Origin of the sequence: Algibacter agarivorans (genome assembly GCF_039543245.1) — a bacterium.
In the GTDB taxonomy this organism is placed as follows: domain Bacteria; phylum Bacteroidota; class Bacteroidia; order Flavobacteriales; family Flavobacteriaceae; genus Algibacter_G; species Algibacter_G agarivorans.
Window position 1 is genome coordinate 66846 of record NZ_BAABJJ010000018.1, and the last position, 25688, is coordinate 92533.

Consider the following 25688-nt stretch of genomic DNA (forward strand, 5'->3'; position numbering starts at 1 on the left):
CTTTTTCAATTAAACCTTTTATTTTAGCCTCTTATAAGTTCGGAATGATATTTTAAATTTCAAAACTAATACATTTGACATATGAAATACAAAAAATGGACTTTAGAACAAAAGCTAGAAATACTTAGCTATTCCGAAGAGAAAGGGGTTGTTGATGCCGCCTGCCATAGTTTATCTTGAGCGAAGCCAAAAGGCAGGAATGACAAAAAAAACATATTAAAGTGTCATGAGATTCCCACCTTCGTGGGAATGACAAAACGATTATTTGAAAAACGAATCCACAAATTCATACTTATTAAAGACTTGTAAATCTTCAAGTCCCTCACCTACTCCAATATACTTTACAGGAATTTGAAATTGATCCGAAATACCAATAACCACACCACCTTTAGCTGTTCCATCTAATTTTGTGACGGCCAAAGAAGTTACTTCGGTAGCAGCTGTAAACTGTTTTGCTTGCTCGAATGCATTCTGCCCTGTTGAGCCATCTAAAACCAATAATACATCATGTGGTGCATCCACAACTACTTTTTTCATGACACGTTTTACTTTTGTAAGCTCATTCATTAAGTTGACTTTATTATGTAAACGACCAGCGGTGTCTATAATAATAACATCGGCATCTTGATTTACACCAGATTCTAAAGCATCAAAAGCTACGGATGCTGGATCGCTTCCCATATCTTGACGAACCATAGGCACATCTACACGGTCTGCCCAAACTTGAAGTTGATCTATAGCGGCTGCTCTAAACGTATCGGCTGCGCCTAGTACGACTTTTAAACCTTGTTTTTTAAATTGATACGCTAACTTCCCTATTGTTGTGGTTTTCCCAACACCGTTTACACCTACCACCATTAATACGTAAGGTGTTTTACTTCCGTCTTCTCTTTTAGGCAAATCGGGAATGGTGTATTCTGTTTCTTCACCTGAATTGGTCTCACTCAATAACCCTGCAATTTCTTCGCGGAGGATGGTATTGAGTTCGTCGGTTCCTAAATATTTATCTTTTGATACGCGCGCTTCAATACGTTCAATGACTTTTAAAGTGGTATTTACACCGACATCACTAGATACTAAAACTTCTTCAAGATTATCTAAAACATCATCATCTACTTTAGATTTTCCTGCAACGGCTTTACTTAGTTTGCCTAAAAAACTGGTTTTAGTTTTCTCTAATCCTTTATCTAGGGTTTCCTTTTTTTCTGAAGAAAATATTTTTTTAAAAAAACTCATTTTTCCTGTTTGTTGTTTGTTGTTGAGTTGTTACGCTCAAAAACGGGTTATTTTGATTTAGCAAATAGTAAACAATAACGGTTGATTACTACTAATTGCGGACTGGTGCGTTAGGGATTGTAACCCTTCGACTGCGCTCAGGATAAACTCTATCCTTTTTAAAACTAATTAAATTATCATTGCTAAGAACTAAAATTTGGCAGATTGCCACGTCCTTTGTCCTCACAATGACGTATTAAAAAAGCGACTGCCAAAAGCCCGCCCCCCCGATAGCTATCGGGAGTGGCAACCTGCTGGCAGGCAGGCGCCCTAACTATTCAATTTATCTATGTCAATTTTCTTACCACAAATTTTTGCTGTTAATCTGTCAGTAATCTATTCAAAGATAAAAATAAAAAAGCTGCTTTCTTAAAAAGAAAGCAGCTTATAATATGTTGAAACAAAGTGTTTTACTTTTTAGCTAAAAAGTCGTTTACTTGTTCTGGATTCATAATAGACTCAACAAACATGTAAGCCCCTGTTTTAGGCGACTTTACCATTTTTATTGCTTTTGTTAATCTTTTAGATCCTGTTTGTAATGATGCTACTGATTTCTTTGCCATGATCTACTGTTTTATTTGATTTCTTTATGAACTGTCATACGCTTAAGGATAGGATTAAATTTTTTAATCTCCATTCTATCTGGCGTATTCTTTTTGTTTTTTGTAGTAATGTAACGTGACGTTCCTGCTTTACCAGACTCTTTATGCTCTGTACATTCTAAAATTACCTGTATTCTGTTTCCTTTCTTTGCCATTTCTTTTTATTTTAAATACAGCTAATTACTTAGTTAAAAATCCTTTAGATTTTGCATCTTTAATTGCTGCAGAAATACCTATTTTGTTAATAGTCTTTAAAGCAGATGTTGAAACTTTTAAAGTTATCCAGCTATCTTCCTCTGGAATATAAAAACGTTTCTTTACTAAATTCGCGTTAAATTTGCGTTTAGTTCTGTTCATTGCATGAGACACGTTGTTTCCAACCATTGCCTTCTTTCCTGTAAGTTCACAAACTCTTGACATTATTATATAACTTTAAAATTCTTGTTGCTTAAATTCGAGGTGCAAATATATAAAATCTTTATATTATGACAACGTAAATTTTATCAATTTTTAAAAATTTCTTTTTGAAGCATTTCCAGCCCTTTATTAACCGCTTTGCCAATGACTCTTGAACGGTTATTCCCAAAGTCAAATTGCTCTGAATAAACGCCTTTTTTAGTGGCTATAGCAATAAAAACGGTACCAACTTCCGCATTAGAATCGCCTTTTGTTGGCCCTGCATTTCCAGTGGTAGCTATAGCATAATCTGATTTATATAATTGCAGAACATTTTGCGCCATGGCTTCGGCAACCTGAGCACTGACTACAGAATATTGATCTATAATGGTTTCTGGAATGTTTAATACATCAATTTTTGATTGTGTTGCATAGGTTACAACGCCGCCTTTTAGATATTGTGAAGCTCCAGGATGTGCTGTAAACAAGTGTAACAACTTGCCTCCTGTACAGCTTTCTGCTATAGCTAATGACTTTCCTAATTTAGTGAGTTGCTTAGCAATAACAACTTCCTCATTACCTTCTTCATCTTCATAACCAAAAAATTCTTTTTCAATTAATGGTAATACCTTATCTATATGTTGCTGGACATCATTTCTAATCTTTTGTTCATCAAATCCTTTTGCTGATAAACGCAATCTCATTTTACCTAAATTTGGCAAATACGCAAGTTTTATGTGGCTTGGCAGAGCATCTTCCCAAGATTCTATTCTAGCCGCTAAAGCACTTTCACCTAATCCATAAACCACTAATGTTTTGTGTAAAATAAATGGACATTTATATTTTACCCTTAATTTAGGAAGGACATCATTTGAAATTAGTGCTCTCATTTCAAAAGGAACACCTGGTAAGGACACGAAGGTCTTATCGTCTTTTTCTAACCACATGCCTGGAGCTGTTCCAACCATGTTCATTAAAACAGTGGCTTTTGATGGCACCAAGGATTGGTCTTTATTAACCTGAAGCAGTGTTTGTCTTATATTTTTTTTCCATATAGACTCTATGTTTGCCAAAACAGAAGCATCTCTAACTAAGGTATCATTAAAATATTCTGCAATTGTTTTTTTGGTTATATCATCTTTTGTAGGTCCTAACCCACCAGTAAGAATAATGATATCTACATTATTTTCAGCCTCTTTTAAAGCTTTTAGTATATGTGCTTTATTATCCTGAACGGACGTTATTTGGTAAACAGAAACACCTATTTTATTAAGTTGTTTAGCTACAAACGCAGAATTAGTATCAATAACTTGACCAATAAGAAGTTCGTCGCCAATGGTAATTATCTCGGCTAACATTACAAATTGAAGTCTGATTTCATTTCAGCAACAGCGTTGTCAACAGCTGTAATAACTACCTCTAACTGCTCAGTTACATCTACATCAGTTTGTGTAAACTTGCCCCAATCCTGCACCTCTATTAACTTATCTAGCACACCCAACTCAAATAAATCCACTGTAGGTTTCATTTTATGAGCCGCCTGATAAGCTTCATGGTAATCTTTTTCAGCAACTGCTTTTTTTAATCGCTCGGCATCTTCGGGTACTTCTTCTAAAAAAGCTTCGGCGAGTGCGGCTATAAAATCGGCGTCGTTATCAGCCAATTCGCGTACTCTGTATAATTTGTAATGTTGTTCCATTTATTTTACCGTTATTGAAAACATTTCTTTGTTTTCTATAAATCCTTTTAATTTGTCATTAGCAAATACTTTGCCAACTCCTGCTGGTGTGCCTGTAAATATAATATCTCCAATCTTTAAAGTAAAATATTTTGACACATATTCTATTAATTCATCAATTTTCCAAAGCATGTGGCTTGTATTTCCCGATTGTACAATAGCATCGTTCTTTTTTAAGGAAAATTCAATATGGTTTACATCAGCTACCTCTTTTTTAGATATCCAATGACCGACCACGGCAGCACCATCAAAGGATTTTGCCTTTTCCCAAGGCAAACCTTTAGATTTTAACTGACTTTGCAAATCCCGAGCTGTAAAGTCTATTCCTAATCCAATTTCATTGTAATATTTATGGGCAAACTTTTTATCGATGTGTTTGCCAACTCGATTAATTTTAACCAAAACCTCTACTTCATGATGTACATCATCCGAAAAATCAGGAATAAAAAAAGGTTGCTTTTTAAGAAGAATAGCCGTGTCCGGTTTTAAAAACACAACAGGATCCGTTGGTTTTTCGTTTTCTAATTCTTTTATGTGTTCGGTGTAATTTCTACCGATGCAGATTAGTTTCATATGTCTTAAAATTTATTTTCGCGCAAAGACGCTAAGACGCAAAGATTTAAGTCTATTTTTTTTATCTGGGCGTTACCACAAGGGTCGGGCTTTTCGTTGCAAGTCCTCGCACCCCCTTCGTCGGGCTGTGGGCTTTCCACTGCAATCCCTAACGCGGGTTAGCCTGCAATAATCTGTCTTCGACCCAAAGTTGCTTTTTATCGAGTAAATTCATCGTTTAGAGCTTAATAGATTAGCTTATATTTTATTTGTTATATACGCATGTTGTGCTTAGTACTTATTTGATTTTCTCGTCTTCTTAAAGTGTTTTATCATTTTTCCTAAATCTTTGTCTTTTTTACGCTTTTCAGCAACTGTCGATTCAAAATACTCTTTTTCCTTCTCCATTTTTAGGTAGTTTTCATAAGAGTTCGGGTCAATTTCCCCTTTGCTAACAGCTGCTAAAACGGCACAGTCAATTTCTGTTGTATGGGTACAATCCATGAACTTGCAATCTTTGGATAACTCTATTATTGTTTCAAATGTCCTTTCCAGTCCACTAGTTGAATCTACGATTCCTACTTCTCTCATTCCTGGATTGTCAATTAGAATACCACCATTTTCTAGAACTAATAATTCTCGGTGGCTTGTAACGTGTCGTCCTTTTTTCGTACTTGTACTAATAGTGTTAGTTTTCATCAATTGTTTACCGGAAAGATTATTTAAAAGGGTTGATTTTCCTACTCCTGATGAACCTAACAAACAGTAGGTTTTACCTTTTAGCAAATATTCTTTGAGTCTTTCAATACCTTTTTGGGTCTCATTACTTATTGCAATTATCGGTACTTGCTTTATTCTTTCCTGAACTTGTGAAATCAACTCCTTTAACTCAATTTCATTTATCAAGTCAATTTTATTGAGAATGATTATAGGTCTTACATTGGAAGTATTACAAATTGCCAAATACCTTTCTATTCGGTTAATGTTAAAATCTCTGTCAACCGCCTGTACAATAAAAGCAAAATCAATATTTGTTGCAATGATTTGTTTCTCGCCTTGTTTCCCAACCGATTGTCTTTCAACGATGGTCTTTCTAGGAAAAACAGAATGAATCAGCACTTTATCTTCATCATATTCGGTAATTGCAACCCAATCCCCAACAGCAGGAAAATCAGACCTTTCGTGTGCCGAAAATCTTAAATTTCCGATTATCTCAGCATTGTATTCATTCTCAGAGGTTTTTACAACGTACCTTTCCTTGTGTTCAGAAATAACTCGCCCTACTTCAAATGAATCAAGGTTTTGGTCCTTTCGATAGTTTTCCAAATCTATGTTATATCCCAAATCTTCAAGTGTCATTTCATTTGTCCTGTATTAAGCACAACGGTTAGTATATGAAAAGTAGCGGATTTTTACGCACTAACTTTTCGGGTTATAACTGAACTTAATTTTATTATTTATCTTTCCTTTAAGCACCAAAACCGCTATTTTTTATATACGTTGTTAGGGTTAGTGCTTTTATTTTAATTCATCTTTAGCTTCCTTAATATTTATTCTTGCAGTATAACCATGTTTTTCAAGTAGATAAAGTAAATTTCCTCCATTTATTAGAGTAATTGGCTTATCCTTTGCAAATTTGAATGAATCAGAACCATAATCAGAAGTCGTTACTAATATTCCCTTTGTCGCTCCCTCATTCATTACTGTTCCATATAAGTCTCTAACAGCAGAAACTCCTACTATATTCGTATAACGTTTAGCTTGAATTACTATTTTTCCTCCACGAATTGGGTCAGGGTCGAATGCAATTGCGTCTACACCTCCATCTCTACTTGACTGTGTAACTTTTACTTCTCCACCGTTTATACTAAATTCTTTCTCAAAAATTTCTCTTATTAAGTGTTCAAAGTCTTCCCAGTGCATCGATGCCAAATTTGTGGAAGAGTCTATTCCGATTTCTTGAGATGACACAAATCTTCTATCATCATTCGCTATTGTGATAATAGGTTTTATAGGCGTTTGGTTACTGATTTTATTTGCAGAAATTCCTTTAAGACTTTTAAAGCATTCTTTAGGGTCAACTTCTGACAAATTAATTTTAATAAATTCACTCTTGTCGCAAACTACAGAAAGAACACATGCTTTATTATAAAGTCCAGTAGCCTTGTTAATAGCATTTGTCCAACCATTGAAAACAATCGTTTTAATGACATTTATCAAGTCATTTTCGAATGAAATACTTATTAAGTCAAGCACAAGTCTATAAATAATATCATTATATAATTTGTCAAGTTCTCTATCTGAAAATTTAATTTCTTTGTATTCGTTTCGTGTTTTTATGTACCGAAATTCTTTTGTTTCAGGAAACTGCTCTATTGTAGGAAGAAGGTATTCAATAATAAGAATTTTATTCTCCTCGTTGTAATCAGTAGTTATTGATTTGTGAAAATTTGGGTCATAGATTATTTTTTCAAGTATTTGAAGATGAAATTCAGCAATTGAACTTTCGTTACTTTCATTATATTTTGCTTTTAACAAATCAACTTTGTCATTTTTTTGTTTCTGTTTTTCCTTGAACTTTTCAAGCTCTAAAGTCCATAGTTTGCCTTTTTGCTTATATCTCTCTTTGAGCTCGTGTATTTTATTTTTCGTGGAATTTAGATTTGAAGTGTAAATAGATTTTAAGCTTTGATTAAGTTCCTTTTTCTTCTGTTCAATTTCTGTTGACAGTTTGTCTTTATTTTCTGTATTTGGTTTTAGTTCAAAGTATTCAGGTTTATTGATTTCATCGACTAACCTTATTTTTTCTTCGAAGCGTTGATTAAGATTTATAACCTTAAATTCACCTTGGTCATAAAATAAATCCCAAATTTCGTTGAGACTTAAAGTCTTTACTTTAAGAATATTTTGAAGTTTTGAAATAGCTCTTATCGGGTCATAAGAATCATTGTAAGTGTTTTGTTTATTTTCTAATGCGATTATATCATTCTGAATTTTCTGAAGTGACTGAAATATTCTCTCTTTTTTGTTCTCAATTCTGCTTTTTTCTTGTTCATATTTTTCATTGAGACCTTTTAAAATTGCATTATGAATATTAAGTTTTTGCTGTTTTTTTGAGTCTTGATGTTCTATGAATTTAACAACAGCAAAGATTACAAGAGCAATTCCAACGATTACTCCGATAACAACAATATAATCCATGATAAATTCGAAGACTTTTGCAATGATAAATACTACAAAACCTATTATAATTAGTAGTCCAGTTGCTTTATCATTTCTTCTCGCCATATTCTAATCTTTGAATTGTCGTTTATTTTTCGGCATTAACCCTAACTCGTTATATAATTACTTTTATTACTCATATCCAGTAAATAAGTCAGGATATAGTAAGTTTTGTGCTACTGTTATCCCGTAAATAAAATTTTTATGGCATAACTAAATACCTTTTTATCTGTTGTAAATCTTTTCGAGTTACAAAACTTCTGTTTTCGGTCTTCGGTCTTCTGTCCTATTTTCTATCCCAACTTATTATTAAAGCTCCTCAACTTAATGGCTGTCAGTACTTTTTTAGTGTACAACGGAAAATCGGCATTTAATAACCATCCAAAATAACCGGGTTCTTTTTCTAAAACATCGGTTACTAATTTGCCTTTATGCTTTCCGAAAGAAAAACACTCAACACCCTCTTTATTATAGGTTATAAAACCTGCAAAATCTGCAAACTTTTTTCTTGAACTGAATTCTGCTAAAAACTTAGTATCATTTTCTAGGTCGTCATATTTGGAAATCTGCGCTTTTAAAACCTCATAAGTGGCTTTAGTATCCGCTTCAGCACTATGCGCGTTATCTAAACTTTCATCACAATAGAATTTATAGGCAGCACTTAAAGTGCGCTGTTCCATTTTATGGAAAATGGTTTGCACATCAACAGCCAAACAATTTTTCATATCAAAATCTATATCGGCACGCAGCATTTCTTCAGCCAATAAAGGAATATCAAATCGATTTGAATTGAATCCTCCCAAATCTGAATCCTTTATCATATTATAAATGTCTCTGGCTAAGGCTTTAAAAGTGGGTTCGTTTGCAACTTTCTCATTGGTAATGCCATGAATTTCTATAACTTCCTTAGGAATAGTCATTTCTGGATTTACTAACCATGTTTTACTTTCTTCAGTGCCGTTAGGAAATACTTTTAAAATTGAAATTTCAACAATACGGTCATGAGATATATTGATTCCTGTTGTTTCTAAGTCGAAAAAACAGATGGGTTTAGTGAGGTTTAATTGCATTCAATTGAATTATTAATGAACTGTAAATATACTAAATTGCTAAAGTGTAGAAGTAAAAAATCCAACCGTTTTACAGGTTGGATTTATCTTTTTTTATCTTTCGTGAAAGGAAAAAATATTTTATTTACTTGATCAGATTCCTTCCCGATAGCTATTGGGATTCGCAGGAATGACAGCATCATATTTCTCTATTAACATCCCAAGCCTCTAAATAATCTGTTACAGCTTTTACAAACATACCGCCTAATGCACCATTAACCACACGATGATCATAAGAATGCGATAAGAACATTTTGTAACGGATACCAATAAAATCACCATCTGGAGTTTCAATAACCGCAGGTACTTTTCTTATAGCTCCAAGAGCCAAAATACCTACTTGTGGCTGATTAATTATTGGTGTTCCCATGATGCTTCCAAAAGTACCAACGTTAGTAACTGTATACGTACCACCTTGGGTATCATCTGGTTTTAGCCTACCTGTTCTGGCACGATTGGCCAAATCATTGACCTGCTTAGTCATACCAACCAAGTTTAATTGATCTGCATTTTTTATAACAGGCACAATTAAATTACCATCTGGTAAAGCAGCTGCCATACCTAAATTTATGTTTTTCTTTTTTACAATAGTATCACCTTGCAAAGAAATATTCATCATAGGAAAATCTCGTAACGCTTTAGCAATAGCTTCCATAAAAATGGGAGTGAATGTTAGGTTTTCACCTTCACGCGTCATGAAATCCGCTTTAACTTTCTTCCTCCAATTCCAAATATTAGTAACATCTGCCTCAATAAAACTTTGAACATGTGCTGAAGTTTGTATAGACTCCATCATGTGATGCGCAACAAGCTTGCCCATTCTGGTCATTTTTATAATTTCATCGTCTCCGCTAGAAATTACTGGAGGCTTCTCTGCTTTGGGCTTTTCAATAGTTTTTGCTGGAACAACAGGTGTTTCAACTTTAGCAGCAATTGGCTCTTGACTATGTCCTCTATTTTTAATATACTCTAAAATATCATTTTTAGTAACTCGCGCCTCTTTTCCTGTACCTGCTATAGCATCTAATTCTGACTGGGAAACGCCTTCTGCTTTGGCAATGTTTTTTACTAATGGCGAATAAAAACGATTTTCGCTAGAAACTACTGGGGCTACCGTTTCTTTTGCAATAGTAATTGTTTGAGCAATTTGTTCAACAACTTCTTCTTCCACTTCTTTTAAGGGTTCAGCAGCAGTTTCATCCTCGGAATCATCATCACCTTCTGTTTCAATAATGGCTAAAACTTGACCAACTTGAACGACATCATCTGTATTGAAAAATTTTTCAACCAAAACGCCATCAACCTCACTAGGCACCTCACTATCCACTTTATCTGTAGCTATTTCTAATACAGGTTCATCCAACTCGATAGTATCTCCAACTTCCTTTAACCAAGACGTTATGGTTGCCTCTGCAACACTTTCACCCATTTTTGGTAATATAAGTTCAAACTTTGCCATATTAATAATGTAATGGTTGTTTTTTAATTTTATTTTGCAAAATTAATAAAAAAAGTATTGTTTTGATTAATTATTTACAAAACTCTACTCAAAATTAATAACTTCACCTCTACTAATTGCATTATCACTTCCTAGCGCAAATTTAGAGTTTTTAGGTAATATTTTGAACGTCATTGGTTCTTCATTATGATTATTCATCATATCAATGATACTTTTATAGGTCATATAATTAGCATCAAAAATAATCTCAGAATCTTTTTCAACATTAATTAAACCTGCCTTTAATATAACCTTCTTTAATAAAACAGCTTTTAGTTTTTCATTAATCTTATTTGAAATAAAAACATATTGAGAAACATGTTTTGTTTTATTAATAGGTGTTTTTCTAAAAATATAAACCAGCCTAATACCCGACCACACAAACATATCGAAAAGGATATTTTTCTTAAAATGTTTCTTATAAAATATTTGCATGGCCCCATAAAAACGACGTGCATAATACTTATCTCTTAATGTGCTTTCTCCCTTAAAATGTATAACTGTAGTTTTGCCGTAATAATAGTTTTTATAGCCATGTTTTATAGCCTTGTATGATATGTCTATATCTTCGCCATACATAAAATAATCTTCGTCAAACCCACCTATTTTATTATATAAGTCTCTTTTCAAAAACATGAAGGCACCGACCAAAATATCAACTTCGCTAACTTCATTTTCACTTAAATGATTTGCATAATAATCATTGGAATTACCTAATATTTTTTTTAAAGCTGCATTTACATAAGGTATTTTTCGTTTGCTTTCCGGTAGGAAATCACCCTTACCATTAATTAATTTACAACCAACAATACCAAGTTTCTCTTTGTTTTCTGAAAACTCCAATAGTTTTAAAAAAGTATCTTCTGCCACCACAGTATCTGGGTTTAGAATACACAAATACTCTCCTTTTGCCTGTGAAACGCCTATGTTATTTCCTTTTGAGAAACCAAAATTTTCTTTATTTTCAACAAGCTTAACTTTTGGAAATAAATCTTTCACCATATTGCAACTACCATCTTCAGAATTATTATCAACGACAATAATTTCAGCATCAATTTCAGAAATGGCTGCTTCTACACTTCTTAAGCAGAGCTCTAAAAAATAGTGCACATTATAATTTAAAATGACTACTGATAGTTTCAAATATATTCTACTTTAAAGTTTTATAGAAGTCTCAAACGGAATTCTATTAATAATACTTCTTCCCAAGGTAATTTCATCGGCATATTCTAGTTCATCACCAACCGAAATACCTCTTGCAATAGTTGAAGTGAAAATTTGAAAATCTTGAATTTGTTTAAATATATAAAAATTAGTGGTATCGCCTTCCATAGTAGAACTTAAAGCAAAAATAAGTTCTTTTACTTTTCCTTCTTTTACTTTACCTACCAAAGATTCTATATTCAAATCATGCGGACCAATACCATCCATAGGCGAAATTTTACCACCTAAAACATGATACAATCCTTTAAAAGAGCTTGTGTTTTCGATAGCCATAACATCTCTAACATCTTCAACTACACAAATAATATGGGCATTCCTGTTTGGATTTGAACAGATTTCACAAAGTTCAACATCGCTTATATTATGGCATGATTTACAGAATTTCACATCTTTACGCATGGTTTGTAAAGCTTCAGACAACGCAAAGGTATGCTCTTTTGGCTGCCTTAACATATGCAGTACTAAACGCAAAGCTGTACGCTTACCTATCCCAGGTAATTGCGACATCTCATTTACTGCGCGCTCCAATAATTTTGAGGAAAATTCCATAATTGCGAAATTACTATTTAGTCGTGAATTTCACTAATTTAAGCGAACTCTTTTAAAACAACTCATGCGCGTTTGCAATTTAAATTTGTACATTCCAAACCTGAAAACACGTATCTATGTCGGCAACACAAATCATTCTCCTTATATCAGCCTATTTTGTGGTCTTAATTATAATCTCTTATCTTACTGGAAAAGAAGATAGTAATGACGCTTTTTTTAAAGCCAACAAATCTGCTCCTTGGTATTTAGTAGCTTTTGGAATGATAGGCGCATCACTTTCTGGTGTAACATTTATTTCTGTTCCTGGTGCGGTTGAAGTAAAACAATTTGGATATCTACAGGTCGTCTTTGGCTACTTTTTTGGATATTTAGTTATTGCTTATGTGCTACTTCCTATTTATTATAAGCTGAATTTAACTTCTATTTACACCTATTTGAAAGATCGGTTTGGCAATGTTAGCTACAAAACGGGGTCTGTTGCTTTTTTAATTTCAAGGGTTATTGGTGCCGCTTTTAGATTGTTTTTGGTTGCAAAAGTGTTACAACTATTAATATTTGACCAGTATCATATTCCTTTTACAATTACCGTTATCATTACTATTGCTCTCATTTGGCTTTACACTTTTAAAGGTGGCATTAAAACCATCATATTTACGGATACCTTGCAAACACTTTTTATGCTTATTTCTGTAGTGGTGACTATTGCTTTTTTGGCTTCTGCTTTAGACCTGAATAGTATTTCTGAAGTTTACACCAATGTAAAAGAAAACGCTATGAGCAAAGTTTTTTTCTTTGACGATGTTAATAATGCACAATATTTTATCAAGAGCTTTCTTGCTGGTATGTTTATTACTATAACTATGACTGGTTTAGATCAAGATATGATGCAAAAAAACCTGACTTGTAAAAACTTAAAAGAAGCACAAAAGAACATGATTTCTTTTAGTGTGGTTTTAGTTTTTGTGAATATTTTATTTCTAGTTTTAGGGTTACTATTAACACAATATGCAAATCAGCATGGCATTACAGCTAAAAAAGATGATTTGTTTCCAACCATAGCCATGCTACCAGAGATTGGTGTTATGACCTCAGCCTTCTTTTTACTTGGTTTAATTGCTGCCGCTTATTCTAGTGCCGATTCCGCTTTAACATCATTAACGACATCGTTTTGTATTGATATTATCGAATTAGATAAAAAGCCAAAAGAATCTCAAAAACGGGTTAGAAAACGTACTCACATTTTCATTAGCCTAGTGTTGGTTATCGTGATCGTTATGTTTGATGCTATTTTTAAAGATGTTTCGGTTATTTGGGAATTATTCAAAGCCGCTGGCTACACTTATGGGCCACTATTAGGTTTATTCGCTTTTGGCATATTCACTAAAACTCAATTAAAAGACAAATACGTTTGGATAATAGCCATCATTGCTCCAATCATTTCATATATAATTAATGAATATTCTGTTGATTTATTAAATGGCTATCAAATAGGATTTGAAATATTAATTATAAACGGCATTTTAACGTTCTTGGGATTAATATTGATTAGTAGAAAGCAACACTAAAGTACAAGCGGCTTCAAAATCAATATCGTTTTCTTTTAAAATCTTATAAAATTCAGGATTTTCAGTTCCTGGATTAAAAATAACACGCTTTGGTCTTAACGAAACAATATAATTATAATAATCTTCCTGTCTTTTAGGATTTAAATACAATGTTACGGTGTCTATATTTTTATAAGGTAAAAGCTCAGCATCAATTTCTATTCCTGAAACCATTCCTTTTTTCATACCAAAAGCCACAACTTCATATTCATTTGCAACTAATCGCTGTATAGCGTAATTAGAATACCTGTTAAGTTTTAAAGATGCCCCAAACACCAATGTTTTTTTATTCATACGTTGAACTCATTTAAACTTTTTTTAATTGGCTGTAAAATGATATTTTTCACTCACTTTTTATCTTTTTATAACTCCGTAACGATGCTATGCAGTTCAAAAAAGTCTTCAATTGAGCAAAACACCTCTATTTTTCGCTTCAATCAAAAAAGTTTAAACCAGTTTGTTAAAAAAAAGTTAATACTAAAAAACATAGTAACATAAATTAAAGTAAAGCGTCTATAAATATACATCAATTAATCAATCAAAAAACGAATCAAATTAAATGAAAAGACTCCTCTTTTTGTGCTTTATTTTATTATCAACATCTGCAAAAGCACATACCACAGACCCCGAAACAGATGCAGACAAAACTGGCAGCATATCAGGAAAAGTATTAGACGCAGAATTAAAGCAACCCTTACCTTACGTTAATATTATTATAAAAAATACATCTGGTAAAACTATAACCGGAAGTATCACGCTAGACGATGGTACTTTTGAAATTAAAAAAATCATAGCAGGACATATTATTGTAAGCGTTCAATATATTGGCTATAAAACTTACAATAAAGAAATTGATTTTGGTAAAAGGAACTACAAAGTCAATTTAGGAAATATATTCTTAGAAGAAGATATAGAGGCCTTAGATGAAGTTACCGTAATTGCTGAAGTATCTACTATCCAACAAAAAATAGACAGGAAAATTATAAATGTTGGAAAAGATTTGGCAGCCTTAGGGACTGCATCCGAATTAATGACAGCCGTACCTTCAGTAAGTGTTGATGCACAAACTGGAGATATTAGTTTACGTGGCAATCAAAATGTTAGAGTTATGGTAGATGGGAAATTTTCTAATATTCCTACGGCTCAATTATTACGACAAATTCCTTCTACATCAATAAAACAAATTGAATTGATAACTAATCCGTCAGCCAAATATAATCCTGAAGGAATGAGCGGCATTATAAATATAGTGCTTCATAAAAACACCATGATTGGTTTTAATGGTAGTTTTAATACCGGAATAAGACATCAAAGAGAAGCGAAATTTAATAGTTCAATAGACATGAACTATAGAAATGGAAAAATCAATGTTTTTGGCAGCTACGGAAACAACATTGAAAAAAAACAAACTAATGGACTTATAACACAAATAGAAAAAAATGCATTTCAAACCCTGAGTTTATTTGATAATAATAAATCTCATCTTTATAAATTAGGTGTTGATTTGTATTTGAATGACAAAAACACTATTTCAGTTTTTACAAATCAAAATATTTTCGATGGTAAAAATTTATCGACCTCCAATTTCGTATTCAATGAGAACATATCTAATAATCAAATTCAAATTAATGATGGACTTAGAGAAAATAGCGCATCACAATACAACTTTGATTACAAACTAGATTTTGATAAAAAAGGACATAATATTGAATTAGAAATTGATTATAATATTTTTACTAATACTATTGAAACAGACAACGTACTTAGCGGATTAAACATTAGACCAAGCTACCTTGAACTCACAAATACCGACAGAATTAATACAACTATAAATCTAGATTATGTAAATCCATTATCGGAAAAGTCTAAATTGGAACTTGGGTTACAAGCAAGATTATTTGATAACGAAATTATTTATGAATCTGATGGTAGAATAAGAAACCAAAGTGGAGATTACATCCCAACATTTACTGATTTTGACTATAAGAGAGATATCTATTCTGCTTATGCTAGTTATTCAAAAAAGTTTGAAAAATGGACCTATCAATTAGGTCTTAGAGCAGAAAGCGTTAATGTTGATGCCAATGCTGTTGAAACAGATTTAACAACTAATTTTAAAACTCTCATTCCTTTTAATAATGATTATTTTCAAGTCTATCCATCCGCGTTCTTTACATATAATCCATCCGATAAAAACGCTTATCAATTAAGTTATAGCAGAAGAGTTGACAGACCTGGAATTGGTCAAGTAAATCCAATCCCGAAATGGAACACGCCTCTTGTTTCTGATTTTGGAAATCAAGAGCTAGAACCACAATTCACAAACTCCTTAGAGGTAAACTATACAAGAAACCTTAAAAAAGGAAATATCACTGGAGGTGTGTTTTATAGAATAATTGAAGATGAAATTAATAGAGCCGTTTTTGTTGACAAATCTGACTTAACATCAAATAGAATCATATTAACTTTCGACAATTTTGAAAACACATCAGCTTATGGTCTTGAATTATCAAGTAACTATAAACCAACAAAATGGTGGAGTTTAAATGCTAGTTTCGATTTATACACTCAAACGCAAAAAGGTATTGCACAACGTATAGATCCTACGCTAATAAATCCAACGGAAAATGACATTGTTACTGAAACTGTTGAAGTAGATAATGTTATTTGGAATTTTAGGATATTCAACAACTTTAAAGCAAGTAAAAAATTGACTCTTACCGCTTTTGCAATGTACCGTGGAAAAGATACTGGTTTAAATTTTGAAGTAGACCCCATGTATTTTGTAAATCTAGGTGCTCGCTATGCATTCTTAGAAGATAATAGAGCAACTCTAAGTTTAAGCTTTAATGACGTTTTTGACACTCAAAAAATTGCAGTTGTAAGTGAAAGACCATTTTTGCAAACCGCCAAATTCTCTCCAGAATTCAGAACTGTTTCTGCAAACATTTCATATAGATTTGGTGACGGAAAATATCGTGCTAAAGCTCGTAAACGAAGAGATAATAATGAAAAATCTTCTGGCGGAGGATTCTAATACCAATTAATTATTTAAAATAAGCCATAAATAATAATTGGCATAAAACAAAAATTTAATACCCTGCATAATAGTTGATGGTTAGTATTACTGCAAGGGTATTAAATAAGAAACCTCAAAACTTACATGTTTTGGGGTTTTATTCTTTAAAAACCTAAGGTATGACAAAAAAAATGTTAAATTTTTAAATATCACACAATAAAAGTAATAACCTAACGTTAAACATATTATACAATCTAGCTAATAAACGAAAGAATAATTATTTAGAGTTAGTCGTCTACAAACAAAATTCGTAATTAAAAGATTAGTATGTTTAAAAAGAACTCGAAATAATTATTTCGAGTTTTCTTGTTTAAAATATGTTAAAATTAGTTAAATTTTAAGACGGCATGCAATATTATTGCAAATATTACGTCTAAGGTATTAAGATTCTTCATATAAGTGTTAGTTGAAGTTGATTAATAGCTAGAAAAACCCGAAACTTAAAAGTTTCGGGTTTTTCGTTTTCATATAAAATTAGATATTTAACTCCATTTAATAATAGCACTTGCCCAAGTAAACCCACTACCAAAAGCCGCTAAAACAACGTTATCGCCTTCTTTTATTTTGCCTTCTTCCCAAGCTTCGGTTAATGCAATAATTACAGATGCAGCAGTGGTGTTACCATATTTCATAATATTATTGAACACTTGGTCGTCTCTTAAACCAAATCTCTTCTGTATAAATTGTGCAATACGTAAATTCGCTTGATGCGGAATCAACATATCAATATCTTCTTTTTGAAGGTTGTTTTTAGCCAAACCTTCCATAATCACTTCGCTAAAACGTACCACGGCATGTTTAAAAACAAATGTACCATCCATATAAGGGAAATAAGACACATCTTCTTCTTTAGATTCTAAAATCTCTGGAACCCAATGCGCAATACTTGGAGATGCTACAATCAATTTATCGGCATATTTACCTTCACTGTGTAAATGTGTAGACAGAATACCTTTAGTGGTATCTTCTTCTCTTGAAAGCACACAAGCCCCTGCTCCATCACCAAAAATAACAGTTACACCACGGCCTCGCGTTGTTTTATCCAAACCATTACTATGATATTCTGCACCTATAACAAGTATGTTTTTATACATGCCCGTTTTTATAAACTGATCGGCCACAGAAATAGCGTATACAAAACCAGAACACTGATTCCTAACATCTAAAGCGCCGACAGTTGGCATATCCAACATATCTTGAATTTGAACGCCACATCCAGGAAAATAATAATCTGGACTTAAGGTTGCAAACACAATAAAATCGATATCATCTTTAGTTAAACCTGAACGCTCAATGGCGATTCGCGCTGCTTTGGCTCCCATTACTGCTGATGTATCATCCGATCCTTCAGGAATCCATCGACGTTCCTTTATACCTGTACGTTCTTGTATCCATTCATCGTTAGTATCCATCATTTTAGATAAATCATCATTAGTAACCACATGATCTGGCACATATTTACCTAAGCCTATTATTTTCGAGTTATACATATAAAAAACATGTTTTTTATTTCCGACAATCCCGATAGCTATCGGGAGGAAATCTTAATTAGAATAACAAAGTACAAAATAATACCATCAAATTCCAAAAACTAAAACCAAACTTCAAAATTCCAAAAAGGCTAAATACCAAAAACTATCGAGATGGTCTTTTTTTGTCTTTTGGAATTTAGCCTTTTTGGAAATTTACTTTTTCTACAGAAAAAGTTGTGTCAGTTTGTCATATTTCCGCAATTGGCATTTTTGTTGTCTATACGTTACGAGAATATAAAAATTAAAATTAATCAGATTCCCATCTTCATGGGAATGACAAATAACAATTCATTATGACAAAAGGAAACATTAATGTATCGGTTGAAAACATCTTCCCACTCATTAAAAAATTCTTGTACAGCGACCACGAAATATTTTTACGTGAGCTTATTAGTAACGCTACAGATGCAACATTAAAGCTTAAGCACCTAACTCAAGTTGGCGATACCAAAGTTGAATATGGTAATCCACAAATAGAGATTAAAATTGATAAAGAAGGCAAAAAACTTCATATTATTGATCAGGGCTTAGGTATGACTGCTGAAGAAGTTGAAAAATACATCAACCAAATCGCTTTTTCTGGAGCAGAAGAGTTTTTAGATAAATATAAAGATTCTGCTAAAGATTCAGGAATCATCGGTCATTTTGGTCTTGGTTTCTATTCAGCATTTATGGTTGCTGAAAAAGTTGAAATTATTACAAAATCTTATAAAGATGAACCCGCAGCGCATTGGACTTGTGATGGATCTCCAGAATTCACATTAGAACCGTCTGACAAAACAGAAAGAGGCTCAGAAATCATCCTTCATATAGCTGAAGATTCTACAGAGTTTTTAGAAGAAAGCAGAATTAGCGAGTTATTATTAAAATATAACAAGTTTATGCCTGTGCCAATTAAATTTGGAACTAAAGAAATAAACGACCCAGAGCATGAGCCTAAAACAACAAAAGATAAAGACGGTAAAGAAACCACAGAACCACATAGAAAAATAACTGTTGATAATATTATCAACAACCCAAATCCAGCTTGGACTAAACAACCAGCTGAATTAGAAGATGAGGATTATAGTAACTTTTATAGAGAATTGTACCCAATGCAATTTGAAGAACCTCTATTCAACATTCACTTAAATGTAGATTATCCATTTAATTTAACTGGGATTTTATATTTTCCTAAAATGTCTAATGACATTCAAATACAAAAGGATAAAATTCAACTGTATCAAAACCAAGTTTATGTAACTGATAATGTTGAAGGTATCGTTCCAGAATTTTTGACTATGTTACGTGGTGTTATTGATTCTCCAGATATTCCATTAAACGTATCGCGTTCGTATTTACAAGCCGATGGTGCGGTTAAAAAGATTTCATCTTACATTACCAGAAAAGTTGCCGATAAATTAAAATCGTTATTCAATAATAACCGTGAGGATTTTGAAGCCAAATGGAACGATATTAAAATCGTTATTGAATACGGTATGCTTTCCGAAGAAAAATTCTTTGAAAAAGCAGATGCATTTGCACTATACCCAACCGTTGATGGTAAATATTATACTTACGAAGAGTTATTCAACAAAATAAAAGCAAATCAAACGGATAAGGATGGCAAATTAGTTATTCTATATGCTTCTGATAAAGATGCGCAACACAGCTACATTGAATCTGCTAAAGCTAAAGATTACGAGGTTTTATTATTAGATTCTCCAATCGTATCACATTTAATCCAAAAGCTAGAAAGCACGAAAGAAAACATTACGTTTGCTCGTGTTGATGGTGATCATGTTAACAATTTAATTAAGAAAGATGAAACAACAATTTCTAAATTAGATGAAGACCAAACAAAAGCTTTAGATGCATTATTGAAAGAAGTTATTCCTTCGGAAAAATTTATGGTACAATTGGAAGCTATGGATAGCAACGAATCGCCTTTCACGATAACGCAACCGGAATTTATGCGTAGAATGAAAGAAATGCAAGCTTCTGGAGGTGGTGGAGGTATGAATATGTTTGGAAGTATGCCAGAAATGTACAACCTTGTTGTTAATACAAATTCTGAATTAGTTGGCGAAATTCTTGGCACTAAAACCAAAAAGAAACAAGAGCGCTTAATTACGCAAAGTTTAGATTTGGCAAGGCTATCTCAAGGATTGCTTAAAGGTGAAGAACTAACAAACTTTATCAAGCGTAGTTACGAAATGATAAAATAGGGTGTTTTGTCATTCCCTCGAAGAAGGGAATCTCATAAATTATAAAGAAAAACTTTTTCGCTTCCACGCAAATGTTACATATATTAAAACCACTTTGTGCAAACAAGGTGGTTTTTGTTTGCCTATATTTTTAAAAAAGGATTGTAATTCCAAAAACTAAATCAATTATATTTACCACCTCAAAAAAAAAAATATCATATGAAAAATTCACTATTTATATTGGTCTTAATACTATTAACATCCTGTAGTAAGAATGATGAAATAATCGATTACCCTACTCAAAATGACGAAGAAATCAAAGCCTATATAGCAACTAATAATTTAAACGCTATAAAAAGCAATTCCGGTTTATATTACGTTATAAACGAACAAGGCCCTGGCGAACAACCCATACAAACAGACAGAGTTAAAGTAGCTTACAAAGGCTACCTAACTGATGGTTCAATTTTTGACGAAAACGCAACTGGTTATGACACCAACTTACAGGATGTAATAAGAGGCTGGACAGAAGGTATAACCTATTTTAATGAAGGCGGTAGTGGTATCCTTCTAATTCCTGCACATTTAGCTTACGGAAGTAGCGATTATTCTACAATACCAGGCGGATCTGTACTTATTTTTGAGATAGAACTTATTTATGTCAATTACGTTACCGAAAACGACGAAGAGATATCAGCCTACATTGCTGACAACAACTTAAATGCTCAAAAAAGTAGTACAGGTTTATATTATGTAATTGATGAATTAGGAGATGGAAAACAACCTACAGAAACCGATAATGTAACCGTTGCCTATAAAGGCTATTTTACCAATGGCTCTATTTTTAACGAAAGTACAGCAGATGGCGCTTCTTTTAACCTAGAGCAACTCATTAAAGGATGGACTGAAGGAATCACGTATTTTAAAGAAGGAGGTACTGGTACCCTGTTAATCCCTGCACATCTAGCATACGGCAATAATGGCACTTTTGGCATACCAGCTGGATCTGTGGTTCTATTTGATATTAATCTGCTCTCTGTAAATTAAAAAAAAACTTATAAAACTAAAAACCACTTTGTGCAAACAAAGTGGTTTTTAGTTTAAATTTAAAGATGTTAAAAACACTACATCGCTCCCCATTCGGCAATCGACTCTTTATTCATTTTAACATAATCCGCATTACCAGCTTTTTCAGCTCCAGCTAAGGATTTTTTAGCAGTAGCGATAGCCGCTTTTTTATCGCCTAATTTAGCATAAATCAAAGACTGCTGTCTTAATTGCCAAAAACGTGGGGATTCAGACATAGACATAGCTTTCTCAATCCAAGTTTTTGCTTGATTTATATCTTTTCCACTATTAAAGTAATACACAGCAGCAGCATAATAATCATTAGCCCCTGGACCATTCATTACTTTTTCAATAGATGCCATAACCGCTTTATCAGTTGGCACTTCAAAAGGAAGTGTTAGATACGTTTTCTCCCAAATAAAATCAAGCGACGCACTATTGTTAGATAAATTACCAAAACCCATGGTAAAGGTTTCAACATTATACTCCATAGCATAAGTTTTTATGGTTGTTTTAGCTGCTAGATATTGAGCATCTATTTCTTTAGGTGTTCCCGATTCTTTTCCATCGTTATAAAAAATAACATCCCAAGTATCAGTATTCGGAATTGTAAAAATTGAGTAAGATCCTGCTTTCAAATTTTGTCCATCAATAGTAACATCTGTACTAAATGTAATTTTGGTTCTAGCATTAGCTCCAGTTCTCCAGATCTTTCCGTAAGGCACTAAATCTCCATAAACAGTACGCCCTTTAACACCTGGTCTAGAATACTCTAAAGTCACATCGGTTAAACCCACTTTTTGTTCCACTTTACTAAACGGACTAGGTTGTGGCGTTTTAATTTGTGCATTTACCGAGCAAACTGTAGTAAAAGCCAATACAAGTAATAGTAGTTTTTTCATTTTGTTTTTATTAAATAAAAGGTTAAAGTAAAGCATAAATTTACGCATCCAAATTTCGTTTAATGTTAACAAAAGCTTAAAATAAGACATTGTAAATTTGCAACATAAAAAAATTAGTGCTTCTACTTGCCGATAAGCAGATTAATCAAGGATCAGAATTTAACTAAGTTGTTCCTCCTACTTTTGCAGCCACTTGAACTTTATTGTTATAGCAATGGTTTATCCATTTGACGAAATTCCTGTAGCGCATTTTAATCTAGGGTAACCATAGGTTTTGCATTTGCAAATAAATACTGCGAGCTATTGCCGCCAATTATAGTTGCAAATTGGTTAAAACGAGTCGTGTTGTTAAAACTATAAGTTAAAGTAATAGTGTTATCAAATAATTTTGTTTAACTTTTTGTAATATTTATTAAACATTTTATATATTTGCCGTAAATAAAAAGTTATGGCTAAGAAAAAAATAATAACAAGGAATGACATCATAGGGTTTTACATGGATTACGTGTTAGAGCACGACCAGAATCCTAAATCTATTTTTGCCTTTTCCAAATTAAATAAGTTTGAAGAATCTCAATTTTATACACATTTTGCATCTTTCGAAGCTATTGAAAAAGGCATTTTTGAAGCATTTTTCACAAATTCAATTACAGCTTTAAGTAAAAGTGGGGACTACAAAACATTTGATGCCCGTAATAAACTATTAAGTTTCTACTATACGTTTTTTGAAAACTTAACGGCTAACAGAAGTTATGTAATCCATAGTTTAAACAAACATAAAAACAGTTTAAAGGGTTTAAAAACACTGTCTGGTTTAAAGCAGCACTTTTCAAATTATATTTCACAATTAGAAATTCAAATGCTTGATATAAAACAAGAACAAATTGAAAAAATTCAACAAAAAACATTAAAAGAATCTGCCTGGTTACAATTATTAATGACTATGAAATTTTGGATGGACGACACATCGTCTTCATTTGAAAAAACAGATATTTTTATTGAAAAATCCGTGAATACCACATTTGACGTACTAGATATTGCACCTTTAAAAAGCGTGATTGATTTAGGCAAATTCTTGTTCAAGGAAAAATTTCAAATGAACTAAACAACCATTTATGAAAACTATAGACAACATACCTACTTCTAAAATTCAACGTGCCACCAAGCTTGTAACTACTGGTGCAAAAGTAGGCGTGAATTACATAAAATATTATGGCGATAAAATGGTTAATCCGGAAACTGATGCCAAAGACCGATTAAACAAAAATAATGCTACAGATATATATGATGGCTTAAAGCAACTTAAAGGTAGCGCATTAAAAGTGGCGCAAATGCTAAGTATGGAAAAGAGCATTTTACCACAAGCCTACGTTGATAAATTTTCATTAGCTCAATTTTCTGTACCACCATTATCTCCGCCTCTGGTAATAAAAACGTTTAAAAAATATTTTGGAAAACATCCAAATGACCTATTTGATACTTTTAACGCAACTTCTGTAAACGCTGCTAGCATTGGTCAAGTCCATATAGCAGAACTCGATGGGAAACAACTTGCTGTGAAAATCCAATATCCAGGAGTTGCCAAAAGTATTGCAACAGATTTAGCCATGGTTAAACCCATTGCCATGAGCATGTTCAATATTAAAGGAAAAGATTCAGATAAATACTTTAAAGAAGTTGAAAACAAATTGGTTGAGGAAACAAATTATGTATTAGAAATGAAGCAAAGCAAGGAAATTGCTTTCGCTTGCTCTCACATTTCTAATCTTTTGTTTCCTGAATATTACCCCGAACTATCCTCAGAACGCATCATTACCATGGACTATATGCAAGGCCAACACCTTTCTGAATTTACGGCATATAGTACAAAACAAGACACATCCAACAAACTCGGCCAAGCCCTTTGGGATTTTTACATGTTTCAAATACATAAATTAAAAAAAGTGCATGCAGACCCGCATCCAGGAAACTTTTTAATATCAAAAAAAGGAGAATTAATAGCATTAGATTTTGGGTGTATGAAAACCATCCCCATGGAATTTTATACACCTTATTTTGAACTGGCAAAACCAGAAAACATCAAGAATAAAGACTATTTTGTTTCAAAGTTATACGAATTAGAAATTTTAAGAGACGATGATTCAAAAGAAGAAATAGCCTTTTTTACCGAAATGTTTCATGACATGTTAAGTTTATTTACCAAACCCTTTCATCAAGAATATTTTGATTTTTCTGATTCTCGATTCTTTGGTGAAATTGCAGAATTAGGTGAACGCTATTCAAAAAATACGGATTTAAAAAAAATGAATGGTAACCGTGGCTCTAAGCATTTCATCTATATCAATAGAACGTTTTTCGGTTTATACAATTTAATGTTCGACTTAAAAGCAAAGGACATTAAAATCAATAATTACATCAACCTATAATGATATATTTCAGTGAAGATGATATTAACAAGCTTCACCATTTATACAGAATAAACTTAATAAATAGTTGTTCAGGTTATAAATCGGCGAATTTAATTGGTACTAAATCTAAGGATGGAAATGAGAATGTTGCAGTTTTTAGTTCTGTAACACATATAGGATCGAGCCCAGCCATGTTTGGTTTTTTTATGAGACCAACTACAGTCATTAGGAATACATACGATAATATAAAATCTACAGGATCATACACGATAAACCATATATATAAATCTATTATTGAAGACGCTCATCATACATCAGCAAAATATAATACGTCGGTTTCAGAATTTGATGTTACTAATTTAAACTCAGAATATAAAAATGAATTTCACGCACCTTTCGTAAAAGATGCACCTATTCAATTGGCTATGGAGTTTGCTGAAGAATATGACATTAAAGCGAATAACACTATTTTAGTGATTGGGAAAATAATTGGGGTATTCATTAACAATGAACTTATTGAAAAAGACGGTTTTGTAAATCTTTCAAAAGCAGAAATAGCAGCAATAAATGGGTTAGATGGCTATGCCATTCCAGAAAACAAAACACGCTTTGGTTATCAGAGACCTAAATGAGGTAGAAGCAAATAAAAGTATTAAAGTTCTTATATTATAAACCAATAGCGTCCTAAACGATTAAAAAAGAGAAAGGGAAATTTGTTCCGCAAAGTTACCTTTGTGGTGCAAC

General features: G+C 32.6%; 23 protein-coding genes. 7 read left to right on the forward strand and 16 right to left on the reverse strand.

Annotated elements, in window-relative coordinates:
- Positions 1–261: 261 nt before the first annotated feature.
- The 13 genes from ftsY to recR all read right to left on the reverse strand — a co-directional run bounded on the left by ftsY (position 262) and on the right by recR (position 12165).
- Complete coding sequence (gene ftsY / locus ABD935_RS07745) at positions 262–1236, reverse strand: signal recognition particle-docking protein FtsY (protein WP_345191218.1); 975 nt, start codon at positions 1234–1236, stop codon at positions 262–264.
- A 449-nt stretch (positions 1237–1685) separates the two neighbouring features.
- Positions 1686–1838, reverse strand: coding sequence for a DUF4295 domain-containing protein (locus ABD935_RS07750; RefSeq protein ID WP_092852940.1), 153 nt, complete (start codon positions 1836–1838; stop codon positions 1686–1688).
- Between the two features lie 11 nt (positions 1839–1849).
- Complete coding sequence (gene rpmG, locus ABD935_RS07755) at positions 1850–2032, reverse strand: 50S ribosomal protein L33 (RefSeq protein WP_298236868.1); 183 nt, start codon at positions 2030–2032, stop codon at positions 1850–1852.
- A 25-nt stretch (positions 2033–2057) separates the two neighbouring features.
- Positions 2058–2297 carry a 50S ribosomal protein L28 gene (gene rpmB / locus ABD935_RS07760; RefSeq protein ID WP_345191220.1) on the reverse strand — a complete coding sequence of 80 codons (240 nt, stop codon included), beginning with the start codon at positions 2295–2297 and terminating at the stop codon, positions 2058–2060.
- Between the two features lie 83 nt (positions 2298–2380).
- Entirely contained in the window at positions 2381–3631 is a 1251-nt protein-coding gene (locus ABD935_RS07765; RefSeq protein ID WP_345191221.1) for a competence/damage-inducible protein A, read from the reverse strand.
- Positions 3631–3972, reverse strand: coding sequence for an Hpt domain-containing protein (locus tag ABD935_RS07770; protein ID WP_345191223.1), 342 nt, complete (start codon positions 3970–3972; stop codon positions 3631–3633). The genes ABD935_RS07765 and ABD935_RS07770 overlap by 1 nt, the downstream gene beginning before the upstream one ends.
- Positions 3973–4584, reverse strand: a complete 612-nt coding sequence (locus ABD935_RS07775; RefSeq protein ID WP_345191224.1) for a fumarylacetoacetate hydrolase family protein — start codon at positions 4582–4584, stop codon at positions 3973–3975.
- 270 nt (positions 4585–4854) lie between these two features.
- Positions 4855–5922 (reverse strand): ribosome small subunit-dependent GTPase A, encoded by a 1068-nt coding sequence (rsgA, locus tag ABD935_RS07780; protein WP_345191225.1) that lies wholly within the window; start codon positions 5920–5922, stop codon positions 4855–4857.
- 159 nt (positions 5923–6081) lie between these two features.
- On the reverse strand, positions 6082–7851 hold the full coding sequence (locus ABD935_RS07785) for a restriction endonuclease (protein ID WP_345191226.1): 1770 nt from the start codon (positions 7849–7851) through the stop codon (positions 6082–6084).
- A 227-nt stretch (positions 7852–8078) separates the two neighbouring features.
- Positions 8079–8855, reverse strand: a complete 777-nt coding sequence (locus ABD935_RS07790; protein WP_345191229.1) for an exonuclease domain-containing protein — start codon at positions 8853–8855, stop codon at positions 8079–8081.
- Positions 8856–9033: 178 nt separating this feature from the next.
- Positions 9034–10353 carry a dihydrolipoamide acetyltransferase family protein gene (locus tag ABD935_RS07795; protein WP_345191231.1) on the reverse strand — a complete coding sequence of 440 codons (1320 nt, stop codon included), beginning with the start codon at positions 10351–10353 and terminating at the stop codon, positions 9034–9036.
- 84 nt (positions 10354–10437) lie between these two features.
- Complete coding sequence (locus ABD935_RS07800; protein WP_345191233.1) at positions 10438–11535, reverse strand: glycosyltransferase family 2 protein; 1098 nt, start codon at positions 11533–11535, stop codon at positions 10438–10440.
- A gap of 12 nt (positions 11536–11547) precedes the next feature.
- Complete coding sequence (gene recR, locus ABD935_RS07805; protein WP_345191234.1) at positions 11548–12165, reverse strand: recombination mediator RecR; 618 nt, start codon at positions 12163–12165, stop codon at positions 11548–11550.
- Positions 12166–12281: 116 nt separating this feature from the next.
- Between recR and ABD935_RS07810 the strand changes: the two genes are divergently transcribed.
- Positions 12282–13730 (forward strand): sodium:solute symporter, encoded by a 1449-nt coding sequence (locus tag ABD935_RS07810; protein WP_345191236.1) that lies wholly within the window; start codon positions 12282–12284, stop codon positions 13728–13730.
- On the opposite strand, the gene ABD935_RS07815 is transcribed toward ABD935_RS07810, so the two are convergent.
- Complete coding sequence (locus ABD935_RS07815; protein WP_345191237.1) at positions 13701–14063, reverse strand: CoA-binding protein; 363 nt, start codon at positions 14061–14063, stop codon at positions 13701–13703. The genes ABD935_RS07810 and ABD935_RS07815 overlap by 30 nt on opposite strands.
- 265 nt (positions 14064–14328) lie before the next feature.
- Between ABD935_RS07815 and ABD935_RS07820 the strand changes: the two genes are divergently transcribed.
- Positions 14329–16806: a TonB-dependent receptor gene (locus ABD935_RS07820; protein WP_345191239.1), complete on the forward strand. Its 2478-nt coding sequence runs from the start codon at positions 14329–14331 to the stop codon at positions 16804–16806.
- Between the two features lie 524 nt (positions 16807–17330).
- Here the strand turns inward: ABD935_RS07820 and ABD935_RS07825 are convergent.
- Positions 17331–18338 carry a 3-oxoacyl-ACP synthase III family protein gene (locus tag ABD935_RS07825; protein ID WP_345191240.1) on the reverse strand — a complete coding sequence of 336 codons (1008 nt, stop codon included), beginning with the start codon at positions 18336–18338 and terminating at the stop codon, positions 17331–17333.
- Between the two features lie 335 nt (positions 18339–18673).
- Between ABD935_RS07825 and htpG the strand changes: the two genes are divergently transcribed.
- Together htpG and ABD935_RS07835 are read left to right on the forward strand one after the other, a co-directional pair.
- Entirely contained in the window at positions 18674–20587 is a 1914-nt protein-coding gene (htpG, locus tag ABD935_RS07830) for a molecular chaperone HtpG (protein ID WP_345191242.1), read from the forward strand.
- Positions 20588–20785: 198 nt separating this feature from the next.
- Complete coding sequence (locus ABD935_RS07835; RefSeq protein WP_345191244.1) at positions 20786–21613, forward strand: FKBP-type peptidyl-prolyl cis-trans isomerase; 828 nt, start codon at positions 20786–20788, stop codon at positions 21611–21613.
- Positions 21614–21690: 77 nt separating this feature from the next.
- Here ABD935_RS07835 and ABD935_RS07840 read toward each other — a convergent pair whose 3' ends face one another.
- Positions 21691–22536, reverse strand: coding sequence for a DUF2911 domain-containing protein (locus ABD935_RS07840; protein WP_345191245.1), 846 nt, complete (start codon positions 22534–22536; stop codon positions 21691–21693).
- 448 nt (positions 22537–22984) lie between these two features.
- Between ABD935_RS07840 and ABD935_RS07845 the strand changes: the two genes are divergently transcribed.
- The 3 genes from ABD935_RS07845 to ABD935_RS07855 are packed head-to-tail and all read left to right on the forward strand — an operon-like array spanning position 22985 to position 25576.
- Positions 22985–23641 carry a TetR family transcriptional regulator C-terminal domain-containing protein gene (locus ABD935_RS07845; protein WP_345191246.1) on the forward strand — a complete coding sequence of 219 codons (657 nt, stop codon included), beginning with the start codon at positions 22985–22987 and terminating at the stop codon, positions 23639–23641.
- A 10-nt stretch (positions 23642–23651) separates the two neighbouring features.
- Complete coding sequence (locus ABD935_RS07850) at positions 23652–24962, forward strand: ABC1 kinase family protein (protein WP_345191248.1); 1311 nt, start codon at positions 23652–23654, stop codon at positions 24960–24962.
- Positions 24962–25576, forward strand: a complete 615-nt coding sequence (locus ABD935_RS07855; protein WP_345191249.1) for a flavin reductase family protein — start codon at positions 24962–24964, stop codon at positions 25574–25576. Before ABD935_RS07850 ends, ABD935_RS07855 begins: the two co-directional genes overlap by 1 nt.
- Positions 25577–25688 lie beyond the last annotated feature (112 nt).

Bases quoted from the DNA above. Each gene is read 5' to 3' on its own strand.
- ABD935_RS07750 (WP_092852940.1), bottom strand. From the start codon at position 1,838: ATGGCAAAGAAATCAGTAGCATCATTACAAACAGGATCTAAAAGATTA.
- rsgA (WP_345191225.1), bottom strand. From the start codon at position 5,922: ATGACACTTGAAGATTTGGGATATAACATAGATTTGGAAAACTATCGA.
- ABD935_RS07815 (WP_345191237.1), bottom strand. From the start codon at position 14,063: ATGAATAAAAAAACATTGGTGTTTGGGGCATCTTTAAAACTTAACAGG.
- ABD935_RS07825 (WP_345191240.1), bottom strand. From the start codon at position 18,338: ATGTATAACTCGAAAATAATAGGCTTAGGTAAATATGTGCCAGATCAT.
- ABD935_RS07785 (WP_345191226.1), bottom strand. From the start codon at position 7,851: ATGGCGAGAAGAAATGATAAAGCAACTGGACTACTAATTATAATAGGT.
- rpmG (WP_298236868.1), bottom strand. From the start codon at position 2,032: ATGGCAAAGAAAGGAAACAGAATACAGGTAATTTTAGAATGTACAGAG.
- ABD935_RS07820 (WP_345191239.1), top strand. From the start codon at position 14,329: ATGAAAAGACTCCTCTTTTTGTGCTTTATTTTATTATCAACATCTGCA.
- ABD935_RS07810 (WP_345191236.1), top strand. From the start codon at position 12,282: ATGTCGGCAACACAAATCATTCTCCTTATATCAGCCTATTTTGTGGTC.
- rpmB (WP_345191220.1), bottom strand. From the start codon at position 2,297: ATGTCAAGAGTTTGTGAACTTACAGGAAAGAAGGCAATGGTTGGAAAC.
- recR (WP_345191234.1), bottom strand. From the start codon at position 12,165: ATGGAATTTTCCTCAAAATTATTGGAGCGCGCAGTAAATGAGATGTCG.
- ABD935_RS07770 (WP_345191223.1), bottom strand. From the start codon at position 3,972: ATGGAACAACATTACAAATTATACAGAGTACGCGAATTGGCTGATAAC.
- ABD935_RS07790 (WP_345191229.1), bottom strand. From the start codon at position 8,855: ATGCAATTAAACCTCACTAAACCCATCTGTTTTTTCGACTTAGAAACA.
- ABD935_RS07765 (WP_345191221.1), bottom strand. From the start codon at position 3,631: ATGTTAGCCGAGATAATTACCATTGGCGACGAACTTCTTATTGGTCAA.
- ABD935_RS07840 (WP_345191245.1), bottom strand. From the start codon at position 22,536: ATGAAAAAACTACTATTACTTGTATTGGCTTTTACTACAGTTTGCTCG.
- ABD935_RS07775 (WP_345191224.1), bottom strand. From the start codon at position 4,584: ATGAAACTAATCTGCATCGGTAGAAATTACACCGAACACATAAAAGAA.
- ABD935_RS07845 (WP_345191246.1), top strand. From the start codon at position 22,985: ATGGCTAAGAAAAAAATAATAACAAGGAATGACATCATAGGGTTTTAC.
- htpG (WP_345191242.1), top strand. From the start codon at position 18,674: ATGACAAAAGGAAACATTAATGTATCGGTTGAAAACATCTTCCCACTC.
- ABD935_RS07855 (WP_345191249.1), top strand. From the start codon at position 24,962: ATGATATATTTCAGTGAAGATGATATTAACAAGCTTCACCATTTATAC.
- ABD935_RS07850 (WP_345191248.1), top strand. From the start codon at position 23,652: ATGAAAACTATAGACAACATACCTACTTCTAAAATTCAACGTGCCACC.
- ABD935_RS07795 (WP_345191231.1), bottom strand. From the start codon at position 10,353: ATGGCAAAGTTTGAACTTATATTACCAAAAATGGGTGAAAGTGTTGCA.
- ABD935_RS07835 (WP_345191244.1), top strand. From the start codon at position 20,786: ATGAAAAATTCACTATTTATATTGGTCTTAATACTATTAACATCCTGT.
- ftsY (WP_345191218.1), bottom strand. From the start codon at position 1,236: ATGAGTTTTTTTAAAAAAATATTTTCTTCAGAAAAAAAGGAAACCCTA.